This window comes from Pseudoalteromonas aliena SW19 (genome assembly GCF_014905615.1).
Lineage (GTDB): Bacteria > Pseudomonadota > Gammaproteobacteria > Enterobacterales > Alteromonadaceae > Pseudoalteromonas > Pseudoalteromonas aliena.
Genome location: NZ_AQGU01000029.1, coordinates 733359 through 758921 on the forward strand (window position 1 = coordinate 733359; position 25563 = coordinate 758921).

Annotated in this window: 20 protein-coding genes; 9 read left to right on the forward strand and 11 right to left on the reverse strand. The window is 39.9% G+C overall.

Annotation, left to right across the window (positions count from 1 at the left end; genetic code table 11):
• The 4 genes from PALI_RS19635 to PALI_RS19650 are packed head-to-tail and all read right to left on the reverse strand — an operon-like array spanning position 1 to position 4172.
• Complete coding sequence (locus PALI_RS19635) at positions 1–693, reverse strand: 3-keto-disaccharide hydrolase (protein WP_193156707.1); 693 nt, start codon at positions 691–693, stop codon at positions 1–3.
• A 20-nt stretch (positions 694–713) separates the two neighbouring features.
• Complete coding sequence (locus PALI_RS19640; protein ID WP_182702245.1) at positions 714–1940, reverse strand: MFS transporter; 1227 nt, start codon at positions 1938–1940, stop codon at positions 714–716.
• 13 nt (positions 1941–1953) lie between these two features.
• Positions 1954–3009: a sugar phosphate isomerase/epimerase family protein gene (locus tag PALI_RS19645; protein WP_193156708.1), complete on the reverse strand. Its 1056-nt coding sequence runs from the start codon at positions 3007–3009 to the stop codon at positions 1954–1956.
• Positions 3006–4172: a Gfo/Idh/MocA family protein gene (locus PALI_RS19650; protein WP_193156709.1), complete on the reverse strand. Its 1167-nt coding sequence runs from the start codon at positions 4170–4172 to the stop codon at positions 3006–3008. The genes PALI_RS19645 and PALI_RS19650 overlap by 4 nt, the downstream gene beginning before the upstream one ends.
• A 140-nt stretch (positions 4173–4312) precedes the next feature.
• On the opposite strand from PALI_RS19650, the gene PALI_RS19655 reads away from it, so the two are divergent.
• The 3 genes from PALI_RS19655 to PALI_RS19665 all read left to right on the forward strand — a co-directional run bounded on the left by PALI_RS19655 (position 4313) and on the right by PALI_RS19665 (position 11501).
• Positions 4313–5035 (forward strand): AraC family transcriptional regulator, encoded by a 723-nt coding sequence (locus tag PALI_RS19655; protein ID WP_193156710.1) that lies wholly within the window; start codon positions 4313–4315, stop codon positions 5033–5035.
• A gap of 489 nt (positions 5036–5524) precedes the next feature.
• Positions 5525–8509, forward strand: coding sequence for a TonB-dependent receptor (locus PALI_RS19660; RefSeq protein WP_193156711.1), 2985 nt, complete (start codon positions 5525–5527; stop codon positions 8507–8509).
• Positions 8510–8651: 142 nt separating this feature from the next.
• Positions 8652–11501 (forward strand): discoidin domain-containing protein, encoded by a 2850-nt coding sequence (locus tag PALI_RS19665; RefSeq protein WP_193156712.1) that lies wholly within the window; start codon positions 8652–8654, stop codon positions 11499–11501.
• A gap of 361 nt (positions 11502–11862) precedes the next feature.
• Here PALI_RS19665 and minE read toward each other — a convergent pair whose 3' ends face one another.
• From minE to minC, 3 genes are read right to left on the reverse strand one after another with little or no spacing between them, the layout of a single operon-like run.
• Positions 11863–12126, reverse strand: coding sequence for a cell division topological specificity factor MinE (gene minE / locus PALI_RS19670; protein WP_007377619.1), 264 nt, complete (start codon positions 12124–12126; stop codon positions 11863–11865).
• Between the two features lies 1 nt (position 12127).
• Positions 12128–12937, reverse strand: coding sequence for a septum site-determining protein MinD (minD, locus tag PALI_RS19675; RefSeq protein WP_077535291.1), 810 nt, complete (start codon positions 12935–12937; stop codon positions 12128–12130).
• A gap of 5 nt (positions 12938–12942) precedes the next feature.
• Positions 12943–13647, reverse strand: a complete 705-nt coding sequence (gene minC, locus PALI_RS19680) for a septum site-determining protein MinC (protein WP_138586662.1) — start codon at positions 13645–13647, stop codon at positions 12943–12945.
• Positions 13648–13802: 155 nt separating this feature from the next.
• Here minC and PALI_RS19685 point away from each other — a divergent pair, with 155 nt between their 5' ends.
• Positions 13803–14084: a YcgL domain-containing protein gene (locus PALI_RS19685; RefSeq protein ID WP_138586661.1), complete on the forward strand. Its 282-nt coding sequence runs from the start codon at positions 13803–13805 to the stop codon at positions 14082–14084.
• Positions 14077–15093 carry a lytic murein transglycosylase gene (locus tag PALI_RS19690; protein ID WP_138586660.1) on the forward strand — a complete coding sequence of 339 codons (1017 nt, stop codon included), beginning with the start codon at positions 14077–14079 and terminating at the stop codon, positions 15091–15093. The genes PALI_RS19685 and PALI_RS19690 overlap by 8 nt, the downstream gene beginning before the upstream one ends.
• A gap of 40 nt (positions 15094–15133) precedes the next feature.
• Here the strand turns inward: PALI_RS19690 and PALI_RS19695 are convergent, their stop codons facing one another.
• On the reverse strand, positions 15134–15679 hold the full coding sequence (locus PALI_RS19695) for a GbsR/MarR family transcriptional regulator (RefSeq protein WP_138586659.1): 546 nt from the start codon (positions 15677–15679) through the stop codon (positions 15134–15136).
• A gap of 199 nt (positions 15680–15878) precedes the next feature.
• Here PALI_RS19695 and adhP point away from each other — a divergent pair, with 199 nt between their 5' ends.
• Positions 15879–16889 (forward strand): alcohol dehydrogenase AdhP, encoded by a 1011-nt coding sequence (adhP, locus tag PALI_RS19700; RefSeq protein ID WP_182702252.1) that lies wholly within the window; start codon positions 15879–15881, stop codon positions 16887–16889.
• 100 nt (positions 16890–16989) lie between these two features.
• Here adhP and PALI_RS19705 read toward each other — a convergent pair whose 3' ends face one another.
• Both PALI_RS19705 and PALI_RS19710 read right to left on the reverse strand, forming a co-directional pair.
• Positions 16990–19407 carry a TonB-dependent receptor gene (locus PALI_RS19705; RefSeq protein WP_193156713.1) on the reverse strand — a complete coding sequence of 806 codons (2418 nt, stop codon included), beginning with the start codon at positions 19405–19407 and terminating at the stop codon, positions 16990–16992.
• A gap of 252 nt (positions 19408–19659) precedes the next feature.
• Positions 19660–20937, reverse strand: a complete 1278-nt coding sequence (locus PALI_RS19710; protein ID WP_193156714.1) for a Xaa-Pro dipeptidase — start codon at positions 20935–20937, stop codon at positions 19660–19662.
• A 154-nt stretch (positions 20938–21091) separates the two neighbouring features.
• Here PALI_RS19710 and PALI_RS19715 point away from each other — a divergent pair, with 154 nt between their 5' ends.
• The 3 genes from PALI_RS19715 (at position 21092) to PALI_RS19725 (ending at position 24055) form a co-directional block, all read left to right on the forward strand.
• Positions 21092–22933 (forward strand): DUF885 domain-containing protein, encoded by a 1842-nt coding sequence (locus PALI_RS19715; RefSeq protein WP_193156715.1) that lies wholly within the window; start codon positions 21092–21094, stop codon positions 22931–22933.
• Between the two features lie 97 nt (positions 22934–23030).
• Positions 23031–23543 carry a YcgN family cysteine cluster protein gene (locus tag PALI_RS19720; RefSeq protein ID WP_138586654.1) on the forward strand — a complete coding sequence of 171 codons (513 nt, stop codon included), beginning with the start codon at positions 23031–23033 and terminating at the stop codon, positions 23541–23543.
• The gene (locus PALI_RS19725) at positions 23543–24055 is read left to right on the forward strand and encodes an RNA methyltransferase (RefSeq protein WP_138586653.1); all 513 of its coding nucleotides are present in this window, start codon (positions 23543–23545) and stop codon (positions 24053–24055) included. Before PALI_RS19720 ends, PALI_RS19725 begins: the two co-directional genes overlap by 1 nt.
• 296 nt (positions 24056–24351) lie before the next feature.
• Here the strand turns inward: PALI_RS19725 and PALI_RS19730 are convergent.
• Positions 24352–25112, reverse strand: a protein-coding gene (locus PALI_RS19730; RefSeq protein ID WP_193156716.1) for an IS5 family transposase whose coding sequence is annotated in 2 segments (ribosomal slippage) — positions 24352–24834 and positions 24837–25112 — 759 coding nt in all. Because the reading frame shifts where the segments join, the coding sequence is not laid out codon by codon here.
• Positions 25113–25563: the final 451 nt, after the last annotated feature.

Consider the following 25563-nt stretch of genomic DNA (forward strand, 5'->3'; position numbering starts at 1 on the left):
TTACAGCTCCTTAATTTTAATGTTTTTAAACCATACTTTGTCACCATGATCTTGTAAGCCAATATGGCCTCGATCCGCAGTTGCAAAATTTAGCCATGTAGAAAATTTACTATTTTTAACAAGCGTGTCCCACGTGGTACTGCCTATAACAATACTTAGCGTACTAATCCCATTTTGCCAAACCTGTAGGTGTTTATCGTGCATTTGAATACGGACTTTATTCCAAGTGTTTGCAGGCTTATGCGCGGCTTTTGGCGCTGCAAACAGATCGTAGATAGAGCCCGATAAATGCGAGTCTATTTCATTGTCGGGATGTTCTTCATTATCGATTATTTGCACTTCAGGTGCGTGAGAATAAATCATACTTCCCAGTTCGTCCGCGAGCACAAATATCCCACTATTTCCTTTAGTTGAAATTTTCCAATCTATTTTAAGATCAAAGTTACGGTACATTTTTTTAGTTAAAATATCACCGCCACCTTTAGTGAGCATCATTGCTCCGTCAGTAATTACCCATTGCGGACTTATCTCATCACTTTTAAAATTTCGCCAATGAGACATATCTTGGCCATTAAAAAGCAATTGCCAACCTGCTTTTTGCTCTTCGTTGGTAAGTTGATTATCAACAGTGTGGGCGTAAGCACTGCTACTAAGAGCAACTGCAAGTGATAGAATTTGGATTGATTTAAACATATGTAACCTCTTATATTCTTTTACTTATTGCTACTAATATACGTTTTTTCAACGCTTTTATTTTTTGTTATAAATAGGTGTAAACCAATAAAAACAACAATTAACACGATTGGAAAAATGAGTAAATTTTGTAAAACGGCCTGACCTGCCACTATTTCTACTTGTTCTACGCTGATGTTATTTGTTTGTGCGTTAAGGCGAGCATTATCAATCCAATGACCAATAACAGGGTTCCACATACTGACAGCAAACATGCCCGCACCTCCCATCAGTGACATGCCTAATGCGCCTGTTTTTGGTGCATATTCAGCAACGCAGCCGATCATAGTGGGCCAAAAGTAAGTCACGCCAAGCGCGAACATGGCTGCGGCAAAGTAAATCGCATCACCTTGAGCTTGGCTCATTAAAAATATCCCAAGTGTTGAGAAAATAGCAGATCCGAGTAACACACCCGTTGGACTAAATTTATGTACTATAGGGCCTGCAAAGAATCGTCCGAGTGCCATTAGGCCGGTGATCAACGCTAAGATAACCATTGGGGATGCGCCGGATGAACCTAAAATTTGCTCTATCCATTGTTGTGTTCCAAATTCAGTAATAGCTGTGATCGTCATACAAACAATGAGAAATAAATACAGTGGCGATATTAGATTTTTTACATTCGTGGCAGTTGAGTTTTCTTGACTATCGAATTGTGGAAATTGCGATTTAACAACCATCACGCCATATACAATAGTAGGAATAAGAATAAGCGATACTTGCCATTGCCAATTTAGACCAACGGATGTCATAGCATTTGAAGCCAGTGCACCTATAACAATACCGCCTGGAAACCACACATGAAAACGATTTAACATTGTGGTGGTATTTTTAGGGTACATTTGAGCAATTAATGGATTACAACCAGCCTCTACAGAGCCATTAGCAAAACCAATTAAAAATGTTGAGATTAGCAATCCCCAAAAACCATCTGCCGTGATAGTTAAAAGTAACCCGCCCAAGTGACAGATAAAGGCCAACGCAACCAGCTTTTTAGCGCCGATAACATTATAGATAATCCCACCTAGCATCGTCGCTACTGGGAATCCTAAAAATGCCATTGCATTAACCCAGCCTAATTGAGTGCCACTGAGGCCAAACTGTTCACCTAATTCACCTAAGATACCGGCACGAATAGCAAAGGTCATTGAGGTAACAATGAGCGCTATACAACAGAGCCGAAATATAATGTTATTGTTATTATTCATTCTAAATATCCTGTTAACTTAAACCTAAAATACGGCTGTTTCGTTCGCTATTAGTCTCTGTTGCTGAGAAATCATCGAATGCTTTATCGGTTGGGCGTATTATGTGGTTTTCAATAAAATGAACGCCTTCTTTAGCACCATCTTCAGGGTGTTTAATACAACATTCCCATTCTAAAACTGCCCAACCGTCAAATCCGTATTGTGTTAGTTTGCTAAATATACACTTAAAATCAACTTGCCCATCACCTAAAGAGCGAAACCGCCCTGGTCTGTCTTGCCATTCTTGATATCCTCCGTATACGCCGGAACGACCATTTGGCGTAAACTCCGCATCTTTAACATGAAAGGCTTTAATTCTAGTGTGATAAATATCAATAAATGATAAGTAATCAAGCTGTTGTAAAACAAAATGGCTAGGATCGTAAAGTATATTAACGCGTGGATGATTATTTGTGGCAGCTAAAAAACGCTCAAATGTTATACCATCGTGTAAGTCTTCACCAGGATGAAGTTCGTAACAGACGTCCACGCCCATTTCATCAAAGTAATCTAAAATTGGCAGCCAGCGTGCTGCTAATTCTTTAAATCCTTGCTCAACAAGACCTTTTGGTCGCTGTGGCCACGGGTAAAAAGTATGCCAAAGCAGTGCGCCTGAAAAGGTGACGTGCGTTTTAAGACCTAATCGCTTGCTGGCTTTTGCGGCCATCATCAGTTGTGCTTGTGCCCATTGTGTTCTTGCGATTGGATCACCGTGCACAGTCTGTGGCGCAAAATTATCAAACATTTCATCATATGTCGGGTTCACAGCAATGAGCTGGCCCTGCAAGTGAGTGGATAACTCCGAAATACAAAGCCCTGCATCTGCGGCAATACGCAGCACGTTATCGCAATAATCTTGGTTTTGGGCTGCTTTTTCTAAATCAAATATTTGTGGATTTGATGTCGGGAGTTGAATTGCTTTGTAACCTAAATTTCCTGCCCACTGGCAAATAGCGTCAAAACTATTGAAGGGCGCTTCATCGCTTATAAACTGCGCTAAGAAGATAGCCGGGCCTTTTATTTTTTTCATCGTTCATCCAATTTAAAAGTATGCCATTTTGTATTTTTGCTCGAAGCTTCAACTGCATTTTCAATAAATGCCATCCCACGTATCGCATCTTCAATACCTGGGACATCAAATTGATGATTATTTACAGCGCGTCCTGCTTTTTTTGCTTCAATCAATTTTGTGAAATTAACGTATATATTGGCAAACGCTTCAAGGTATCCTTCAGGATGCCCAGCTGGAGTGCGTAATGCATTGCGCGCGGCTTCACTTTGTAAAGCAACGCCAGCACGAAGTAGAGTTGTCGGTGCATTGTGTGATTTCAGCCATAAGCTGTTTGGCTCCATTTGTGACCACTCTAGGCTGCCTTTATCACCATAAATACGTAGATTAAGATTGTTTTCTTCACCTAATGCTATTTGGCTGGCCAGTAACACGCCTTTACAGCCATTATCAAAGCGCAACAAAACGGTGCCGTCATCATCCAGTGTCCTACCGGGCACGACATGATTTAAGTCCGCGCACAGAGCCTCGATTGCAAGGCCACTAACGTACTCGACTAAGTTTGCCGCATGTACGCCAATATCGGCTATACAACAACTGATCCCTGCTTTTGTTGCATCTAAGCGCCATTGCGCTTGTTTGCCAGCTTCATCTTCTTGTGTAGCAAGCCAGCCTTGACTGTACTCAACGACTACCTTACGAATTGCGCCTAGTTGTCCTTGAGCAATACGATAACGGGCTTCTTTTACCATAGGGTAACCTGTATAGGTATGGGTTAATCCATACAGGCAGTCGCTACTATTAATTAGGGTTTGTAATGCGCGTGCTTCTTGTAAATTTAATGTCGCTGGCTTGTCAGATAGCACATGAAAGCCTGACTCTATCGCGAGCTTGGCGATAGGAAAATGCAGATGATTTGGCGTTACAATAACAACAAAATCAATGCGTTGATTATCTGCAAGCTTTGCCTCTTCTTGAAACATATCTTGGTAGGTGTCGTAACATCTTGCTGGATCTATCCCAAGCATGGTTGCTGTAGACTGACTACGGGCTGGATCTGAACTAAAAGAGCCAGCCACTAAATCAATCAAACCATCTAAGCGTGCTGCAATACGGTGAACTGCACCAATAAAAGCGCCTTCAGCACCTCCGATCATGCCCATTCGGATTCTGGCTTTATTCATACAACACTCCATTAGTTAATATCATGTTATTAATAATAGGGAGTGAGTTGAAAAAGGGATAGCAAAAATTCGGTTGACAATGCAACAAAATCGGCGTTTTAATCAAAGCTGTTAATTATATTTACATCAGGGTGGCAAGTATGAAAATAGATGAGATCATAGCCAGAGCAGGCGTTAATCAGTTGATTGCGGCTTTTGATTTATTACATGACATTCTTTTTTGGGTAAAAGATAATGAAAGTAGGGTTTTATATGCTAATCAACATTTTATTGAGCATCAAGGCTATAAATCATTAGATCAAATTTTATTGAAAACAGATTTTGATTTTTCACCCAAGCATTTAGCTTTCCAATATGTGAATGATGATAAGCGGGTTATGAGCGGTTACATTGTGACAGATAGATTGGAGCTAAATCAGACTTCAAATGGTGAATTAGCGTGGTTTTCAACATCTAAAAAAGTGATCACAGATGAGAGTAATCAAATACTCGGTACTTATGGGATAACACGGCATTTGCAAAAAACATCAAAGGCATTGTTGCATGTAAGAGCAATAGAGGGTCCTGTTAATTATATACGTGAGCATTATCATCGTCATATTTGTATTGAGGAATTAGCACAGCTCGCCCACCTTTCAGTCAGTGCATTAGAGCGTCGCTTTAAAAAGCATTTAGCGAAAACCCCAAATCAGTTTATTAATGAAATACGCTTGGAAAATGCCAGAAGGTTACTGGTTGAAACACAATTACCCGTGTCGCAAATCGCTTATGAGTGTGGTTTTTCAGAGCCAAGTTATTTTAGTAAACAATTTAAACGCTTATTTGGCGAAATACCTTCACAAATGCGCAATCAAATAGAGTGATATGTACGTTACTTAGGCTGCGCAGAGAGGTGTTGTTTAGTATTTTTAATTTAAGTTCTGTTTATTTTACTCACCCTAACTATTGTTTTATCACTTTTTATAAAGCGATAAATTATCAATCATTAACTGCTCATTTATATTTTTTTTCATCATGTTGTTACTTAATTTATTTTATTCTTCAGGTAGGTGTTATTCATATGCGCTCAGTGATTTAAAAATATTAATATAAAATCAACGGGTTAAGAAATGGTTGGCAGTTAGTTGCTGTTATAAATGAGATTACTTGTTTAGCCTAATTTAATACCTTTACGCTGTATCGGCTAAAGCTCATATCGTGTTGTTTTTAGCCTTAACGCCGATTTTGTTTTAGTAGCGACCGAATTTCTATTATCACTTTTTTACTCATAACCCTATTCTAAAACGCAGTTTAACAAAATGTTAACTCATACACTGACAATTGCACATAACACATCAAGATTGGAGATAGGCATGGCTAATAATAATAACAGCCGAGAATCAATACGGCTTTCACGACGTTTTGAAAAATCGACATTGTTTCTTGCTTTAATGAGCGCATGCAGTGGCGTTTATGCACAAGAAGAAGTAAATGAAAAAGAAAGTGACTTTGAGATAATTGAAGTACGCGGTATTCGTGCCTCAATGGCTGAAAACCTAGCCATTAAGCGCCTCTCTAATTCTATTGTTGATGCGATTACTGCAGAAGATATAGGCAAGTTCCCTGATAAAAATGTGGCCGACTCGTTACAGCGAGTACCTGGGGTGGTTATAACCCGAAGCGGTGGTGAAGGTGAAAACGTGAGTATTCGAGGCCTTTCATCAGATTTAACGCTGACACAACTCAATGGTAATTTTATTGCCTCGTCACCGGGTTCTCCATCGCGCTCTTTTAGTTACTCATTATTACCATCGACGATGGTGCAATCGGTTGAAGTTTTTAAATCCTCAGAGGCACGTTTAGATGAAGGTGGCGTTGGGGGAAGCGTTATTTTACATAGCCGTACACCACTCAATATGGAAGCAAACTCAGGAGCCTTTAATATTGAATACACCTATGCAGATGTGACTAAAGATTATGAACCTAATTTTAGTGGTGTTTATTCGTGGAAAAATGATGACGAAGACTTTGGGTTTTTAATCGGCTACACCAAGCAAGAGCGTACTAATCGCTCTTTAACCGGTGATATGTCGGGTGGTGGAGGCTGGCGTTGGGCAACGGGTTCTGATTTACCTGCCAGTGATATTAATGGCAAGGAAATTGCTGATAGTACGCGCCGTTTTGGTGCATTAGAAGATGCATATGACAATACCTACGATGGAGTATGGGCACCACAAGTTGCCGGTGTTGGGGTAACAAAAGAAAAACGAGAACGAGTAGGTTTGCAAGGTACAATTCAATGGCGAGTCAGCGAGGATCTAGAGCTAACCTTTAATCACTTTCATTTTGAATTGGGCCAAGACCGCACAACATCTCAGCTAATGATCCCTGAGTGGAAATACAATCCCGATTACTTAACCGGTGTAACACTTGATGACTCCGGAACGATTGTCACTGGAATGGACTTTACAAGTGGTGCAGGAGGCGCAGAAGGTAACTTAGAGTTTCCATGGATCATAGGAGGTTATACAAAAGAAAAAGACACGTCAGATACCTACGATTTAGCATTTAAATATTCTGGGAACGTATTTGATTTAAAGGGAAAGTTTGGTAGAACAAAAGCAAGTGGAGGGCCATCAGAGTCATGGAATGCAGCCTATAAAAGTGGTCAACCTGCCAGTCGAAGTGATTCAGGTAACAACGAAAATGCAGCATCATTTGCAGGCTGGCGTTTAGGAGAGCGTGTTGCTTTGTATGCCGATCCTGCTCTTTTGACTAACTTACAGGCAGGAATTGCCGGCGATCCAGATCCAGGTTCAACAGGTTCTAGTTTTGTAGTGAGTGACTTACACGAAGATTACGCTCAGCTAGACTTAGATTACCATATTAGTTATTCCATCATAGATACACTGCGCATGGGTGTAAAACATCGAAAAGCATCACTGCATAGAGAAACGAATAATACTTTTTTTATAACGCAAGATGGCGCAAACAGAATTGCCAGCGGTGAATTAGACCCATTTAGCCAAGGTGCTATTGACGAAGTTGCTTATCAATGGATTGGCGGGATGCCCAATCTTGACGATGTTTTAAACCGTGAATCGGAGCAAAATATTGCAGGTGGTTTTGAAGTCAATACAATGCCGACCATAAATTGGGATCAATATCGCGATATTGTCACCAATGAGTATGTTAAATATACCCGTCGTGAACCCGATTTCGTTTTTGATATTGAAGAGAAAATTACCGCTGCCTATCTGCAAGCTGATTTTTCGTTCGGTGATTTTAGGGGGAATATAGGTGTACGTTATGTTGAAACGCAAACACAGATTATGTCATCCGATAAAATCAACTATTTCTTAGATGACATAGAAGATGCAACTGGTGAAGATATTTTAGGTAGCGCACGTTTAGTTGATATTGAAACAACCACAAAGCGTACAGTAAAAGATCAACGTTTTTTACCGAGTTTTAATCTTGTATGGGACGTTAGCGATTCATTCGTTATCCGTGCAGCGGCAGCCAAAACTATGTCTCGTGCCCCTTTTAATGATTTAGGCGCCCCAGAGCAACTAACCTTTATTTCACAAGAGTGGGCAGACGATAGACTTGAATTTAGGAGTAACCCAGTTGATCAAGGTTGGAGTGGTTCAGGGGGGAATAAAGCGTTAAAACCATTCGAATCTGTTCAATTAGATTTATCTGCAGAGTATTACTATAGCAACGGCTCAGCTGTTGGTATTGCATTATTTAATAAAGATGTTGATAACTTTATTGTTCCTTTAATTATTACTTCAGAGCGACCATTTGACGGTTTTACCAACCCTAATACAGGGGTTGAAATTGTACCTGCTGGCAATATCACGGTCACGCCATTTACGACCACAGCAAATGGTACGAATGCGACTTCTCGTGGCGTTGAATTGTTTGCTCAACATGCATTTGATAATGGATTTGGCTTAAACGTTAATTACACGCTTAATGATACCAATCAAGCTGATATTAGTGTTGATGGTGAAAAAGTTGGCGAATCGGCTTTAGTGGGAAGTGCGGATAACCAATTTAATTTTTCGGCTTATTTCGAAAATGATACTTATAGCGTAAGAGCATCTTATAACCGTCGTGGAAAGATGGCATTAGGGCTAGCCGATGGGCTAACAGTCTCTCAAGAACCATTTCAGCAAGTTGATTTAAATGCGTCGTACAGTGTGTTCGACAATTTAGTTTTTTCAGCATCTGTGATCAATTTAACGAAAGAAGAATCAAGAACATTCTATGGCGCTGATAGTGAAGCAAGGTTACGCAGCAGCAGTTATAGCGGCAGACGCTACTATGCTGGGCTTACTTACCGATTTTAATATTCATAGTGATGAATATTAAGCAGCTAAATCAACTCGCTAACTAAAAATCCGTAGCAAATAAGAATCAATAAATAATCTCAATATAGGCTAAATAGGATTTGTTAGCGTGTCATCAACGTTGAGCAGATAAGGCAATATTATGAATACATTAAATATGTTTAAACTGGCAAGCACATCACTTATAGCGGCAAGCTTACTAAGTGCATGTGGTGGTTCAGATAACGATCCAAAAATAGATAACATACCTGTGGTCCCCGAGTTTACAGTTGCAGAAGTCGCAGGTGCAATGATCAAGGGCGCGGTTAGCAATGCAGATGTATCAGTAACTGCACTTAATGGTAGTCACCTCACCATAGGCGCAGCTCGCAGTACCGATCAAAATGGTGTTTTTTTGGTTGAACTAACCAGTGATGCTGGCTTTGGGATTAATACAATTGTTAAGCTTAACGTGGCCGCAACAGATAGTTCGGCCATGCAGTGTGATGCCCTTCGTTGTGGCGATACTGATTTTGCACAGGCTACTAACGCAACTGCGATAGCAGGGACTGTGTTTTCAACATTAGGGCATCTTAAAGTACCTTTTGGCAATAAAGCCGATGGTGTTGAGGATATGACGTTACAAGTAAATGCATTAACAACCCTTGCAACACGATTAGTAGAGCTGCAAATTTCACAAGGTCGTAATGTATCGACACCTGCTTTGATGGCAATCGCACAAGCTGATATGTCTGCTTTACTGTTACGTGTGTTTGGGTGGCAAACTGGAAATACTAATGTATTTACAATGCCGGTTGTAGCCGCTGATAAATTAGAGAATTTTGTCAAGGGCGAAACATGTGAAAACAATGACAGTGGCGAACAAGTGTGCTCAACACAGTTTATAGATGAAGCAACGATTAAACTTTCACTTTTAAACGCATCATTTGCTCAATTTTCTAGCGATGAAAATTTAAAGTCAGTGATGGATGCAGCATACTCAAACTTAGGCAGTGCATTAGAAGGTAAAGCGGATCCGTTAATGGCGCTTCGCCAACGTATTTTTGAAGCAATAAAAATACATCCTTTAACGAGCGAATTGGGGCTGACCGCTGAGTCTGTCGTTGATTTATCCTTAGCACTGTTTGATGAAGCCTCATCAAGTGGTCCACTTATAGAGGTCACCACGGCGAGTAACCTCGCAGGCGCAGTATTTTCTGCTCGAAACGCAATTAGTGATGCAGAAAGTGCAAGTAAGGCATTTGATTCGAATCTTGATACTAAATGGCTCGATCATAATGACTGGCTAGGTGCACCAAGTAAAGAGTCACCGTCTTGGATACAAGTTGATTTTGCTCAAGCACATGCTGTTAACCGCGTTTTTATTACCAGCGCAAATGACGCACCAGAGCGAGATCCAGAAGACTTTACAGTACTGGGATCCAATGATGGCGGACAAACATGGATTACATTAGCAACTATTATCGGGGCGTCGTTTGAACAACGCCTTTCTCGTCAGGAATTTGTATTCACTAATGGGCAAAAATACCTAAGCTATCGAATTAACATCACAAAAAATAAGAATAACGACACTCTAGTTCAACTCGCGGATATTCAATTAGTGGGTCCGGTATTTACGACTCTTGATCACACTAATATCGTCGCAGGTATTGCCAGTGCAAGTAACAGTATTGGGGACGCTGAAAATCAAGATAAGGCGTTCGATAATGACCCGACAACAAAATGGCTCGATCATAATGATTGGCAAGGTCCACCAACAGAAGAAAAACCATCATGGATCCAGATGGATTTTACAGAAGCTGTAGCGGTTGATCAGTTAGTACTTATTAGTGCGAATGACGCACCAGCGCGCGATCCTGAAAATTTTTCTATTTTAGCATCTAGCGATGATGGCGCTACTTGGCAAAAACTAGCAAGTTGGGTCGGCGAATCTTTCGATGCACGAGGTGAGCGAAAAGCGTTCTCGTTTACAAACCAACTCGCTTTTACTAGCTATCGCTTAGAAGTGACTAAAAACAAAAATAATGATGGTTTATTACAAATTGCGGATATTGACTTCGTGGGTCTTGAAGTTCCTGGTCAAAACCATGCAACAGTTACTGGAGCGACTTACAGTGCTCGCTTTAGTATAAGTGATACTGAAGGCGCAGCCCAAGCTTTTGATAGTGACATAAACACTAAATGGCTCGATCATAACGATTGGAAAGGTGCCCCAACAGTACAAAATCCAGCCTGGTTGCAAGTGGCTCTGCCTCAAGCACACGCGGTTAATACGTTAAGCATTACTAGTGCGGGTGACGCACCAGAACGAGATCCTGAGTCGTTCGAACTTCTGGCATCAAATGATGGAGAAAATTGGATCAGCTTAGGTGCTTGGGCTGGTGAAAGCTTTTCTGAGCGATCACAACAGCGTATTTTTGGTGTTGCAAATGCATTACCTTATACACATTATCGGTTAGCGATAAGTAAAAATGCTAATAATGATGGCTTAGTACAAATAGCAGAGGTAGGTATGGTTGGGCCAAACTATGCGTTTAAGGATTTAACAACCAATCCAAGTACCGCATTTAGTGCTCGATTTAGTATTGGGGACGCAGAAAGCGCCGATAAAGCATTTGATGGCGATACCAATACAAAATGGCTTGATCATAATGATTGGAAGGGCGCGCCATCAACCGAAAACCCGGCATGGATACAAATAGATTTTAGTGATCCACATGCTGTCAGTGGGCTTGCTATTACAAGCGCTAACGATGCGCCAGAGCGAGACCCTGAAAACTTTAGTTTGTTAGGCTCTAACGATGGCGGTGAAAGTTGGACGCTGGTTTCTACTTGGGTAGGAGAAAGCTGGGACGAGCGTTTACAAAGGCGCTCATTTGATTTTAATAATGGCTTTGAGTTTTTGAGCTATCGCCTAAGTATTAGCAAAAACGCTAATAATGATGGACTACTACAAATTGCCGAAATAGAGTTACTTGGCTTAGATAAATAACCTGAACTCTGGATAATAAACCTATCAAAAGCAGCTGTTTTCAGCGCTAACTACGTTGAATTTACTTACAATAGGCCCGCTATTAATGCGTCAATTCGCCTTGTTTTGACTGAAAATTTCTGGCTAGAGAAAATTAATTTTGACAGACAAAAGATCAGAAACTAACGTTTTTGGTCTTTTTTTATTTTCAGTTTTTTATTGTGCTGCTGTATTAAGCCATCAAATTGATTAAGTATTACTATAGATTAATATTATTAAGGCAGGGGGTATCGTCAGGGGGGTTATTTTTAGCAACATATTTAATGGTTGAAGCTTTAAATAGCTTCAATAAAAACGGACGCTTAGAGCGTCCGTTTTTTAATTATTTTTTTTCTTCATCGGGTAACGTAACGTTTAGTTCAAGTACGGCTAAATCATCTTCGTTCTGATCGAACTGTACCTGTACTGCATCGCTACTTACGTTCACGTATTTACGGATCACATCTAAAATATCTTGTTTTAATTGTGGTAAGTAATCCGGCGTACCTCGTTGAGAACGCTCGTGCGCGACAATGATCTGCAATCGCTCTTTTGCTAATGACGCACTGTTTTTCTTTTCTGAGCGGAAGTAGTCAAGTAAAGACACGTTAACCTCCAAAAATCCGTTTAAATAAGCCTTTTTTCTCTACATCTAAGAAGCGAAAATCGACGGTTTCACCGAGTAAGCGATTAATGGCATCTGCATAAGCTTGCCCTGCGTCAGACTCACTATCGAGAATAACGGGTTGGCCTGAGTTAGATGCACTTAGTACCGCTTGTGATTCAGGGATCACACCTAATAAATCTATTGCTAAAATATCTTGCACGTCTTCAACCGACAGCATTTCACCTTTAGCAACACGCTCAGGGTTGTAGCGTGTTAATAGTAAATGCTCTTTAATATTTTCTAGGCCTTCTTCAGCGCGTTTTGATTTACTGTGTAGAATGCCTAAAATGCGGTCTGAATCTCGCACCGACGATACTTCTGGATTAGTTGTTACAATTGCTTCATCCGCAAAGTACATTGCCATCATTGCACCAGCTTCGATACCCGCTGGTGAGTCACATACAATATAGTCAAAGTCTTCTTTGAGCTCGTTTAAAACACGCTCTACACCTTCACGTGTTAGTGCGTCTTTATCGCGTGTTTGCGAAGCGGGAAGTAAAAATAACTTATCCACTCGTTTGTCTTTAATCAGTGCTTGGTTAAGCTTTGCTTCACCGTTAATCACATTCACAAAATCATAAACCACACGGCGTTCACAACCCATAATTAAATCTAAGTTACGTAAACCAATATCAAAGTCGATAATAACTGTTTTATAGCCTTTTAACGCTAAGCCGGTGCCAATTGCAGCACTTGATGTTGTTTTACCAACACCGCCTTTACCCGAGGTAACGACAATTACTTTTGCCATGAGATTTATCCTTTAACCAAAGCTGAAATTTCTAATGAATCATTTTTTTGTTGTATTTGCACAGCATTTCCCCAGTGTTCACCTTGAAGCGAATCACTGATCCAGTAATTGCCATTTATAGAAACAAGTTCTGCTTCTAATCGTTGACAAAAAATGTGTGCGTTTTTTAATCCTTTCGCGCCGGCAATCGCTCGTCCACGAAGGGTTCCATATATGTGTACATTGCCATCGGCGATTACTTCCGCACCATGACTTACCGCACCCAATACAATGAGGTCCCTGTCTTTTGCATATACTTGCTGACCAGAACGCACTGTACCGTTAATAATTTGTGCCGGTAATATTACATTTTTTTCGACAATTGATGTATTAAGCTCCTGTTTAACAGGTTCACTCTTAACATCCTGTGAATAATTTAATACAGACAGGCCCGCTGCTTTAGCTTGTGCATGTTGCTCGTCGGAGCCATTACACACACCAACAGCATTAAAACTCATACGTTCTATTAATGACTTTAAATGTACAAAATCAAGAGTACTGTTTTTTATCTCAATTAAATTGACAACGATAGGCGCACCCTCAAAAAATTTAGGGGCCTGGGCAATTTTGATATACAGTTGTTCTGCTAATAGGTTTATATCAGTACTATAAAGATGTAAAACTGATAACGTAAAAAGATTTCCTTTTAGCTCAAAAATTTGGTCTGACATACACGCTCAATTGAATTGTCTGATCAGAAAATAATTTTAGATAAACGCAGGCTGAATAAGGCCTTTATTGAAATTTATAATCTAATATTTCTAACTTATTATTACTCTCATGTTATAGTGTGCAGCATTGTTAAGCAAGAATTTATAGGGCCATAATGCTCACTGCAGTATATAAAAGTAAGAAAAAAGCGGATACTTTCTTATTTGTCGAAAAAAGAGATGATTTTAGCAAAGTACCTGAACCTTTAATGGCTACGTTCGGTCAACCTCATTATGTAATGATCATCAACTTAGCAAAGCGTCACCATTTAGGGGGGTCTGATTTAGAAACAGTTAAAAGTGCATTAACTGATCAGGGCTATTATTTACAACTTCCCCCACCTGAACAAAATCTGTTAAGTGAACTACGAAAACAAAATGGAGCCGATAGTGATTAAAAAACTGGTAGTCGTATTATGTGGACTGTGCCTAAGCTCATCTGTAATGGCAAAAACACAAGCTGAATTTAAAGACTATATAACTAATTTAAAACAAGAAGCTATTGCAAAAGGCTATGAAGCCAAACTTATAGATGACGCGTTTGCAACAGCAACATACAAAGAAAAAGTAGTGTCAGCTGATAAAAATCAGCCTGAAGTAAAAGAAACACTAAAAACCTATTTACCTAAACGTGTACCGCAGTGGAAAATTGATCGTGCACGAAAGCTGTATGCTGAAAATAAAGACATACTTGAACAAGTTGCTAAAGAGTATGGTGTACAGGCACGTTTTATCGTGGCACTTTGGGGTCTTGAGAGTAACTTTGGTGCAATACAAGGCGGGCACAATGTAATTTCATCGCTTGTTACGCTTGCATTCGATGGTCGCCGAGAAGCGCTTTATAAACGCCAGCTATGGGCAGCACTCGATATTTTAAAATCAGGTCATATTACATTAGATAAATTTAAAGGCTCTTGGGCTGGTGCTATGGGGCAAACGCAATTTATGCCTACCTCATTTAATGCCTATGCGGTTGATTACAATAATGATGGCCGCAAAGATATTTGGACCACAAAAGAAGATGCGTTTGCTTCAATTGCTAATTATTTAAAGCAAGAAGGTTGGAACGATTCTCTTACATGGGGTCGCCAAGTTCAATTGCCTGACAATTTTGATAGTAAATATATTTTGGTGCGTGGCACAAAAACACGTAAACAATGGCTAGAATACTGGAATGATTCTGAGCGTTCATTAGCCGATTGGCAAGCCTTAGGTGTTCGCAGAGCGGATGGGCGCGACCTACCCAATGTTAATGTGCGTGCTGCACTTGTTATGCCTGATGACATTAATGGCCGCATGTATCTAGCCTACGATAATTACAAAGTGTTTATGCATTGGAATCGCTCTTATTACTTTGCAACCAGCGTAGGTTATTTATCAGATAAAATTGCTTACCCTAAAATTTAATTATTTAAATGCATGAATAAATAAAGTCGCAGTGGCGGCTTTATTCTTTTTTAAATATTTTATCTTTTAAGTCAATAACTTTACCAATTCCTGATCCAAGCTTCATCAGTTTATTAAGCTGCTCAGGCGTTAAGCGTTGTAGCTCGGATGACCATTTGGTCACGGTTTCAAGTAGGTTATGAATTTCGCCCATTTGCTTTTGAGCATAAATTTCGTCGTCATTGATAGCTTTGTCTAATAAATTGTCGCGCAGTAAAGTAAGTGTAGGCTCTATTTCTCGTTTTTTTCGCTCTTCAAATACACGATTGGCCATATCCCAAATATCACCCGCCGGGGCGTAGTATTCTTTTCGATCGCCTGGAATATGCTGTACTCTAATTAGCTGCCACGATTGTAATTCTTTAATACCCATACTCACATTCCCACGCGAAATACTTAATGCGTCGGCAATTTCATTGGCTGTCATTGGGTTTTTAGTGATAATCAGCAAGCCACACATTTGCCCGATTGTGCGATTGAACCCCCAGCGGCTGCCCATTTCACCACAATGCATTACAAAGGCAAAATTCTTTTCGGATAAACTCATAGCTTATTAACTTTCAATAATTTCAGAAACTAAATGCTAGCACGCTGATTTTGGATAGCAAGATCTTAGCGTCCCTTAAATACATTATTTATTACTAAAGTTTGATTTAGATTAACGTGTATCGCTCTAGGTTAAGTTATGTTGTAAAAAAGTGACGAATACATGTTTTTTACTATTTCTTACACAGGATGGAATGATTATGAAAGCTGCAATAAATAATGAATTTAAAGGTAAATTAGAAATCACAGATTTGCCTATTCCTGAGGTGGGTGTTAATGATGTACTCGTAAAAATAGCAGCCTGCGGTGTTTGTCATACAGATTTACACGCGTGTCATGGTGATTGGCCCGTTAAACCAAAAATGCCATTAGTACCAGGCCATGAAGGTGTTGGGGTTATTGAAAAACTAGGCTGTAATATAAAGCATCTTAAAGTTGGGGATAGAGTTGGTATTCCTTGGTTATACAGTGCTTGTGGGCACTGTGAATTTTGTCTCGATGGTAAAGAAACACTCTGCTTATCGCAGCATAATACTGGTTACTCTATTGATGGCAGCTATGCAGAATATTGTTTAGCGCACGGAGACTACGTTATAAAAATACCCGATGAACTTGGGTTTTCTGAAGCTGCACCGCTATTTTGCGCAGGCGTTACAACGTATAAAGCATTAAAAGTATCAGATGCGAAACCAGGCCAATGGGTTGCTATTGTTGGTGTGGGCGGGCTTGGGCACTTAGCTGTGCAATATGCCAAAGCGATGGGCTTTAACGTTATAGCCGTTGATACCGGCAAAGAAAAGCTCGCGCTCGCTAAAGAACTCGGTGCCGATATAACACTCGATTTTAAAGAGGTGGTTCCGAGCGACGCTATCTTTGAGCAAGTAGGTGGCGCGCACGGCGTTGTGTGTACTGCGGTATCAAAAGCGGGGTTTGAACAAGCTTATAAGAGTGTACGCCGTGGCGGTAAATGTGTATTAGTGGGGTTACCTCCAGAGGATATGCCGTTGCCTATTTTTGATACCGTGCTTAATGGAGTCTCGGTAGTTGGCTCTATTGTTGGTACTCGTAAAGATTTACAAGAATGTTTAGAGTTTGCTGCACAGGGCAAAGTTAAAGCAATTATTGAAGAAAAACGCTTAGAGGATATTAATGAAATTTTTGACGATATGATCAAAGGTGAAATTAATGGTCGCATAGTAGTTACGATTTAATATTAGACCCCATATATAAGCAGATTGGTATAAGTCTTTTTACATACAAAAAAGCACGGTGTCTGAATTAGCATACCGTGCTTTTTAATTGTTTAAACTATTAAAGTGTATAACTAAAGCTTAGCTTCGCATTGCGCTCTTCCCCTGGCATACCACCTAGAAACATTGCTTTTGAATAATACTTTTTATTAAACAGGTTATTTAGGTTTAATTGTATATGCCATTTGTCTGTAGTGTACGAAACAGCGGTATCGTAAAGTATGTAACTTGGTACATAACCATCAGGAATACCAAATGATGTTGAGTTAGTGCTACGCTGTGCAACATATGACACACCGCCGCTAATATTTATCGCTTGAGGTAAGTCAAACATATTCGCGTAGTAAGTCACCCATGTACTTGCTGTTACATACGGTACGCCTTTTTGACGCGTATCGTAGCTGCTGCTATTTGGATTCTTTTTGTCGCGGGCATCTTGGTAAACACTGTTTAAGTTGATTTTCCACTTATCGTTTAAGTACGCGTTTAAATCAAGCTCAATACCTTTGGTCTCTTCTTTACCGTCAAAAAAGTTTTCGCTGACATTCGGGGCTGATACGCCAGCTTCATACAGTGGGTTACTGTATTGTAGGTTTGTACGAGCGCTTTCAAATATAACAACTGAGGCAAGTAATTGATCATCAAATGCCTTGAAACGAACCCCTAAATCATTACTTAATGATTCAGAATCTTTTCGGTCGGCTTCGTTACCTGTCACTGTGCCTAAAACACTATAAGCCGTCCGGCCTTTCGAGTGGTTGACAAAAATAGATAGGTCTTCATTAGGTTGATATGTTGCGCCTAAGTTATACGTCAAACCTCCGTCAGAGGTATTCGCTTTAGGCTTAGGTGCTGCAAGGCTCTGTCTATAACGCGCATCAACGCCAAGGTGTTCATAGCTTTGTTTAATTTGGTTATAAGCCGCCCCTATACGCGTAGTAAATTGATCATTTATATACGCTACATGTTGAATACCTAAGCCCCATGCTTGTACTTTTTTATTGTAATTACTTGTTTTAAGTGGATCGTAATCTTCAAAGTTACCTGTTGGCCAGTTTGGGTTTCTAATATCAAAAATGTACGGAAGCTTACCCTGGTAACTAATTGCTTTGTTTTTATCTCTAATAATATAGTCTTTATCGTAAATTGAATATTGCTCAAAGCGGATATCACGATCTTCATAATTTGCGTTTAAAAGTAGCTCATTGTCTACGCCGCCCAACATAAAGTCATAGCGTAAATCAGCAAAATATTGCCACGACTTTTCATCCGCTTCAACTTGACGATATTCTTGTCGGCGAGCTGCAAAAGGGTAAAGTACATCGTCAACCACTAATGGCGCTCTTGGATCTTGATTAATTACCCCTCTACGATCCCAATATACATAGTTATAAGCACCTGTTTGGCGTGCAAAACTTGATGTGTAATTACGATATTGTAGCTGCTGATTTAAAAACAAATCGTCGGTAATGTAATAGTTATGCGTTAATTTAAAACGTAGTTCTTCACCTTCGTTATCTTTAGCCATCGGTGAAATAATACCGTTTGTGCCAAAGCTATAAGGCGTTAAGCCATCTGATGCGGATAATGAACTTGCTAATTGGTCGCGTTGTGATTCATTGAGTTGTAAACCTGCTGATGTGGCATCATTTACTAAATCGGCACCAGTTACTTCTCCTGCTGTTAGACCATTTACCGACGCAGAGTTGAATATACGAATAGGGTGACCGATAGAGTCAACCGCAATCGCATCTTTAATGTATGCAGCTGAAAGCATGATGTTTTGCTTATCACTAAATACATATTTTAATGACGTAAAAATTTCATCACGGTTTTCTTTTAAATCACGAAAGCCATTGCTTGATGCTGTTTTAGCCACCACACGGTACGCTAAATCTTCGGTAATCGCATTTGTGCTATCAACAGACAGTGCATAACTATCCCACTGACCAAGCTCGACAGCCACTTTGTGATTTTCGTTAAACTCAGGTTTTTTTTCTATTAAATTAATGACGCCACCGGCACTGCCCATACCGTATAAACCCGTTGCAGGGCCTTTTAATATTTCGACAGAGTCCACATTGGTCAGCGAACGCGTAGGGTTAAATGTGTTGCCAAGTCCTGCACCACCATACATGCCATCGTAGGTGTAGTTAGCGCCTAAACCACGAACGATTAAATTATCACCAATGCCGTAGTTGTTTCCAGCTTGTGTTAAGCCACTCACGTTTCTTACTAAATCTTGTAAATTGTCAACGCCTTGAGATTCAATGAGTTCTCGGTCAATAATCACAACCGGTGCTGGCGTTTCCATTAACGACATGTCAGATTTAGTCGCAAGTCCTGAACTCATAACAACGCGGTTTTGTTTTTCGTATACGCTTATACGTTCAATGTCTTCTTCCGCTGTGGTAACTGCAATAGCTGCCTGTGCATTTAAGCATGCAAGAGTAAGTAGTGAGTATTTAAATTTTTTCATGGGGTGATAATTATTCGCATTTAACAAGTTTGCGCGAATGATAATGGTTATTATTTTTAAAGTGAATAAAAAGTTCAATTATTTTTCTAAACTGGAACTGTTTGATTGATGTTTGAGCTTTAAACTGTTTTTTAGCAACTTTAATTTAAACTAGTTAACATTTAGTTTAAATTGAGATGTATGTAAGAGAGTAAACACGCTGGCTTAAAAGATTATAAAGGCGTGCACTGAGAGTACACCGCCTTTATTTTATTATTTATTTTCTTTATAAATAATGCCTGCTTTCATTACAAAAGGAATTTGCTCTAATAAGGCGATGTCTTTTAATGGGTTGCCTTTTACAGCAATTAAATCTGCGGCAAAGCCTATTTTAATTTGTCCTAACTGATCGTCCATTTTTAATAGTTTCGCGCTATTAATCGTTGATGCTTGGATTGCCTGCAGCTCAGTCATGCCAAATTCAACCATACGTGAAAATTGCTTTGCGTTATCACCATGGGGATAAATTGCAGCATCGGTGCCAAACACCATTTTAACGCCGGCTTTAACCGCACGGCTAAAGCTATCGCGTTGTTTTTTAGATACTTGGCGTTCTTTATTGAGGTTTTCTTCGTCAACGCCGTTTTGCTCACCAAAGCTCAGCGTGTATTCGGTATTGTAAATGTCCATAGAGAGCCAAGTACCGTGCTTTTTTGCAAGCGCTATTGCTTCGTCGTCTAAAAAGCTGGCGTGTTCAACACTATCAACGCCTGCTTTAATAGCCGTTTTTATTCCGCTTGTTCCGTGTGCATGCGCGGCTACGGGTAAATCTCGCATGTGAGCTTCATCGACAATGGCTTTCATTTCTTCAAAAGAATATTGCTGTACGCCTACTTTAGTGCCTTTTGAAAACACACCACCCGTGGCACAAAACTTAATCGCATTTGCACCATACTTTATGTTCTCACGCACTTTTATACGTGCAGCCCAAGGGCCATCTGCTATACCTGTTGATGTATATTTAAGTTCTGGCGGAAGGCGGTTGTTATCACAATGCCCACCTGTAATGCCCAGTGCTGGTCCTGCAGCCCAAATACGTGGGCCAACAATATCACCCGCATTTATACCATCACGTACTGCTATTACACTATAACCTTCAGCGCCAACATTACGCACCGTTGTAAATCCGGCTTCGAGTGTTTTTTTTGCAAAATGAGCGGCCTTAATCGCCATACGTGGCACTGACTGCCCTAAACGTTCACTGCGAGGAACCGTAGGATCGCTTGTTAAATGCACATGCATATCCATTAAACCTGGAAGTAGCGTTAGCGCTGGTAAATCAATTAACTTATCTGTTTTGGTGAGCGTTGGTTTTTTATTGCGTTCTATGGATATGATCATGCCATTATCAATGGTAATTAATGGCGATTGTATTAACGTACCGTTTTCTACATCTAGCATGGCTTTTGCCGATACATAAGTTACGGCGTGCACATTTAAGCTCGTTAAACACAATAATGTTATAGAAGCTGAGAGCAGGTGTTTTTTCATTTTATTCTTCTTATAGAGAAAGTAGGAACTTCCTTGACTGTACCAAGCTTAATTAAAAGAGCAAATAAATAGCGATGAACGTAATCTGTCGTAATTTCTTTATTTAGTCACTATTAATGCTCATAATCAGCGGGCAAATTTTAAAAGGATTATCATGAAATTAATTAAATTAGCTTTAGTAGCCAGCGGTGTAATGTTTACATTAACTGGTTGCATTAATACAGAGCTTAACGCAAGTGCTAGTAACAGTACTGCGCCAACTACAACAAACGATCCAGCAAGTATTATTTCAGAACTTTCTGCCCAGCAACAACTTGATGTGCTTGTTGCACAATATTACGATGAGTCTCTTACATTTAGCCCAATCAGCGCAACCTATAATGGTCGTAGTGAATTTAACGATAAATTTACTGCTGAAATCTCACAACACAATCGTGATAAAAAAGCGGCTTTTTATAAAAAATATCAACAACGATTAGCATATATTGATCAAGCTCAGCTAAGCGGGCAAGCATTATTAAGTTACGAAATATTAAATCGTGATTTAGCATTGAAGCTAGAAGGTATGCAATTCCCTGATTATTTATTGCCTATTAATCAAATGTCGGGCGCACATAATACCTATGCGGGCTTTGGCTCAGGACAAAGTGCACAGCCATTTAAAACGCCCGATGACTATCTTCATTTTCTAACCCGTAGCGATGGTTTTATTAAGTGGCTAGCAAGTGTTGAGAAATCAATGGCTCAAGGCATTGAGTTAGGGGTGGTGTTGCCTAAACCTCTTGCACAAAAACTTGCCCCACAGTTTAAAGCGCATGTTGTGACAAAAGCCGAGGATTCGTTATTTTGGGGGCCAATTAAAAACCTACCAGAATCGTTCAGTGCACAGCAAAAAGAAGATATTACCGCACAATATCGTGAGCTAATTATGCAGCGTTTAGTACCTGCCTATAACAGCATGAGTCAGTTCTTAGTTGAGCAATATATTCCTAATAGCCGAGAAACAGTAGGCTATAGCGATTTACCAAATGGAAAGGCATGGTACGAACACAAAATTAAAAAAAATACCACACTGAGCTTATCCGCTGACGAAATTCATGAAATTGGTTTGAGTGAAGTGTCGCGTATTTTAAGTGAAATGAAAAAAGTAAAAGAGACAGTCGGTTTTAAAGATGACTTAGCTGCATTTTTTATTCACTTACGAGATTCAGATGAGTTTTACTTTGATACAGCGGATGAACTTGTTGCAGCGTACGAAAACGTTAAGAAAAAGATAGATGCACGTGTCCCCTTATTGTTCGATGTCGCCCCAAAAGCACCTTATGTAGTGAAGCCGGTTGAAGCATACCGAGCACAGTCGGCTGCAGGGGCATCTTACTCATCTCCCGCACCAGATGGCTCTCGTCCAGGTATTTTTTATATCAATACCTTTAACTTAAAAGCACAGCCTAAATTTTTACTCGAAACTTTATCGATTCATGAAGCTGCCCCAGGACACCACTTTCAAATTGCGCTACAGCAAGAAATAGAAGGTTTACCTAATTTCAGAAAATTTGGTGGTTACACCGTATTTGCTGAAGGCTGGGCTCTGTACGCTGAAAGTCTTGGTAAAGAGCTTGGTTTATTTACCGACCCTTATATGTGGTATGGCCGTTTATCTGATGAGCAATTACGTGCTATGCGTTTAGTGCTTGATACCGGTTTTCATGCAAAAGGGTGGACGCGTCAGCAGGGGATTGACTACATGCTTGCTAATTCGTCTATGGCAAAAAGCGACGTTGTTGCTGAAGTGGAACGTTATATCGCATGGCCTGGGCAAGCACTTTCTTATAAGTTAGGGCAGTTTAAAATTCAAGATCTGCGTGAATACTGTAAAAAAGAGCTCGGTGATCAGTTTGATATTAAAGCGTTTCATACACAAATATTAATCGATGGGGCATTGCCGATGCCAATTTTAGAAGAAAAAATTAAGCGTTGGGTTAAATTCCAACGCTAATTTGTAGCGCAAAGATAGTATTTTTAAAGGGTATTGGCTTTGCGCCATTTGCAGCAATACGTTAGAATGCGCGCTCTTTAGGGGGCGCGAGTAAACTATGTTTGATCAACAATTAGCAAATACACAATTTTGGCTTAAAAAAAGCTTAAGCGACATGAGCCAAAACGAATGGGAAGCCATTTGTGATGGGTGCGGTAAATGTTGTTTAAATACCTTTATTGATAGTGAAGATGAAGACGAATTTACTGCAACCGATCAACTACGTGAAGGCGAGCAATTAATATTTACTAATATTGTGTGCCAGTACTTGGATAACAACACGTGTGGTTGTAGCGAGTACGAAAACCGCCAAACCCTTGTACCTTCTTGTGTAAAACTTACCAAAGAAAACCTAAAAGACATTTTCTTTATGCCTCAAAGCTGTAGTTACCGACGCTTACACGAAGGTCGCGGCTTGGCTTCTTGGCATCCGCTATTAAACAGTGGTGATAAAACAAAGATGCATCAGTTAGGTATTTCTGTAAAAGATAAAACAGTAAAAGATTGCGACGTAAAACTCGATGATTTTGATTTATACATTGCAGAGTGGCCTACAAAGGACGCTGATTAATGAGCAAACAACAAGCTGTAATTGGTTTAATTAATCCAAAAAGCCCTACTAATGTTGGCGGTGTACTTCGTGCTGCAGGGTGTTACAACGCGAGCCAAGTTTTTTTTACAGGTAATCGTTATTTAAACGCTAAAAAATTTCATACCGATACAAAAAATGTGGTTGAGCGTATCCCTTTAACTGAAACGGATAGTTTAGAAAAAGTGAAGCCAAAGGGTGCAACAGTTGTTGTTATTGAGCTAATTGAAGGTGCTACACCGCTGCCTGATTTTGTGCATCCTAAAAACGCATTTTATGTATTTGGCCCTGAAGATGGCTCTATCCCCAAAGAGGTTTTAAAGTGGTGCGATGAAGTGGTTTATATTCCGACTATCGGCTGTATGAACTTAGCTGCTACCTGCAATGTTGTTTTATATGATCGCTTAGCTAAATTAGGCGGCGTTGAAAGTTGCGACACAACTATTATTAGCTCCCGTGATACCAATAACAAAATGAAATGGCAAAAAAAGTAGGGCGTATTAGCTCTTTCCCTTCGTTTCTGTTAAACACAAAGGCTATATCTGTTTATCTTTCGAGGTTAAACATGCGCTGCCCTTTGGGTTGTTTTTAGGGACGATTAACTCTTTGTTGCCTAAATGGATGTAGGTAAGGGGCGTGAGCAGGACGCGGAAGCTTTGCTCGGTTTTTACTTAGCCCACTAGATTACAAACCTCGCGCCGCGATTAAATCGCCCCTAGATTGAACAAATTTCAATCCACAAAGGTCAACACGCCCTAGGAGCTGTTGATCTTTGCTGTATATAAATTGTTCACGCATGCATTGGCAGCCACATCATCAAAAAACTAAGCGTAACCATACTTGAATAATTACGCGATAACTTATCGTATCTTGTTGCTATCGCTCGATAATTTTTAATTCTACCAAATGCATTTTCAACTAAATGCCTGTATCTATATAAGCACCAATCAACATCCTCATTCCCTTTCTTCTGGTGTTTTCTTCTTGGAATTGTTGAATCTGCTCCCATTTTTTCTACTTCCTCACGAAAAGTGTCGCTATCGTAACCCTTATCTGCGACAACATGTTCAGCTTTCGGCGAGTTTTCTACCAAACTTTTTGCATGAACGATATCGTTTACTTGCCCTTGTGAAAGCTCAAAGTAAACAGGTAAGCCGCCGCTATCTACCGCTAAATGGATCTTGGTTGAGTTGCCTCCTCGGCTTTTCCCTATATCTTCGGTCGCTGAAGAAGCTGCCCCTGTTCCATGTTGATGAGCACTGATAATACTCCCCCATCTATAAAGAGCCATTCGACGTCTTCAGAATCCACTAATGTATTGAAAGCATGAGATAAACCCCCTTTTCTTGACCATAGGTTAAATCGTCGAAAGACCTTGCTCCAGCACCCAAATTCTTTTGGTAAATCACGCCATGGCAAACCTGTTCGCATCCGATAAAGTATTCCTTCCATCGTTATTCGATGCGCTGGCTTATCATAAATTCTCCCCGAACTTAACATTGCTTTGTACAGGATTTCCCAACGTTCATCTGTTAACATTAGCCTTGGCATAGTGAGTCGCTATTTTTTGTTTTTGGCGAAGTAAATTATACCTGCTCACTATGCTGTTTAAAAAGTATACTTGAAAGATCAACAGCCCCTAGTAATAATATGAAATATTTTGGCTAGTCAAGCAAAGGGCTTGCCTTAATTATTATTTGACTGATGAAAGCCTTGATTTCTTCTGTTTTGAAAATATAACCTAGCACATTCCTGCAAAAATTTTATTTCGATCTACACTAAAAACGTCGCTTTATATTAGGGCCTGTTGACCTTTTAGGTAAAGCAGTGTTTATTTGGTGTGGTTACTCCCCATAAATAGGCGATAACGCAGTATTAATGGCAAACATGTGCTGCCCTTTGGGTTCTATCTAAAGGCTATTTACTCTTTGTTGCTTATATGGATGTAGGTGAAAGATGTGAGTAGGACGCGGAAGTTTTGCTCGGGCTTACAGTGATATAA

What these genes read in the sequence shown, in the direction of transcription:
- PALI_RS19635 (WP_193156707.1), bottom strand. Translation starts at nt 693, where the DNA reads ATGTTTAAATCAATCCAAATTCTATCACTTGCAGTTGCTCTTAGTAGC.
- minD (WP_077535291.1), bottom strand. Translation starts at nt 12,937, where the DNA reads ATGGCAAAAGTAATTGTCGTTACCTCGGGTAAAGGCGGTGTTGGTAAA.
- PALI_RS19695 (WP_138586659.1), bottom strand. Translation starts at nt 15,679, where the DNA reads ATGAGTTTATCCGAAAAGAATTTTGCCTTTGTAATGCATTGTGGTGAA.
- PALI_RS19720 (WP_138586654.1), top strand. Translation starts at nt 23,031, where the DNA reads ATGTTTGATCAACAATTAGCAAATACACAATTTTGGCTTAAAAAAAGC.
- PALI_RS19705 (WP_193156713.1), bottom strand. Translation starts at nt 19,407, where the DNA reads ATGAAAAAATTTAAATACTCACTACTTACTCTTGCATGCTTAAATGCA.
- PALI_RS19685 (WP_138586661.1), top strand. Translation starts at nt 13,803, where the DNA reads ATGCTCACTGCAGTATATAAAAGTAAGAAAAAAGCGGATACTTTCTTA.
- PALI_RS19655 (WP_193156710.1), top strand. Translation starts at nt 4,313, where the DNA reads ATGAAAATAGATGAGATCATAGCCAGAGCAGGCGTTAATCAGTTGATT.
- PALI_RS19665 (WP_193156712.1), top strand. Translation starts at nt 8,652, where the DNA reads ATGAATACATTAAATATGTTTAAACTGGCAAGCACATCACTTATAGCG.
- PALI_RS19645 (WP_193156708.1), bottom strand. Translation starts at nt 3,009, where the DNA reads ATGAAAAAAATAAAAGGCCCGGCTATCTTCTTAGCGCAGTTTATAAGC.
- PALI_RS19660 (WP_193156711.1), top strand. Translation starts at nt 5,525, where the DNA reads ATGGCTAATAATAATAACAGCCGAGAATCAATACGGCTTTCACGACGT.
- PALI_RS19710 (WP_193156714.1), bottom strand. Translation starts at nt 20,937, where the DNA reads ATGAAAAAACACCTGCTCTCAGCTTCTATAACATTATTGTGTTTAACG.
- PALI_RS19715 (WP_193156715.1), top strand. Translation starts at nt 21,092, where the DNA reads ATGAAATTAATTAAATTAGCTTTAGTAGCCAGCGGTGTAATGTTTACA.
- PALI_RS19650 (WP_193156709.1), bottom strand. Translation starts at nt 4,172, where the DNA reads ATGAATAAAGCCAGAATCCGAATGGGCATGATCGGAGGTGCTGAAGGC.
- adhP (WP_182702252.1), top strand. Translation starts at nt 15,879, where the DNA reads ATGAAAGCTGCAATAAATAATGAATTTAAAGGTAAATTAGAAATCACA.
- PALI_RS19725 (WP_138586653.1), top strand. Translation starts at nt 23,543, where the DNA reads ATGAGCAAACAACAAGCTGTAATTGGTTTAATTAATCCAAAAAGCCCT.
- PALI_RS19640 (WP_182702245.1), bottom strand. Translation starts at nt 1,940, where the DNA reads ATGAATAATAACAATAACATTATATTTCGGCTCTGTTGTATAGCGCTC.
- minC (WP_138586662.1), bottom strand. Translation starts at nt 13,647, where the DNA reads ATGTCAGACCAAATTTTTGAGCTAAAAGGAAATCTTTTTACGTTATCA.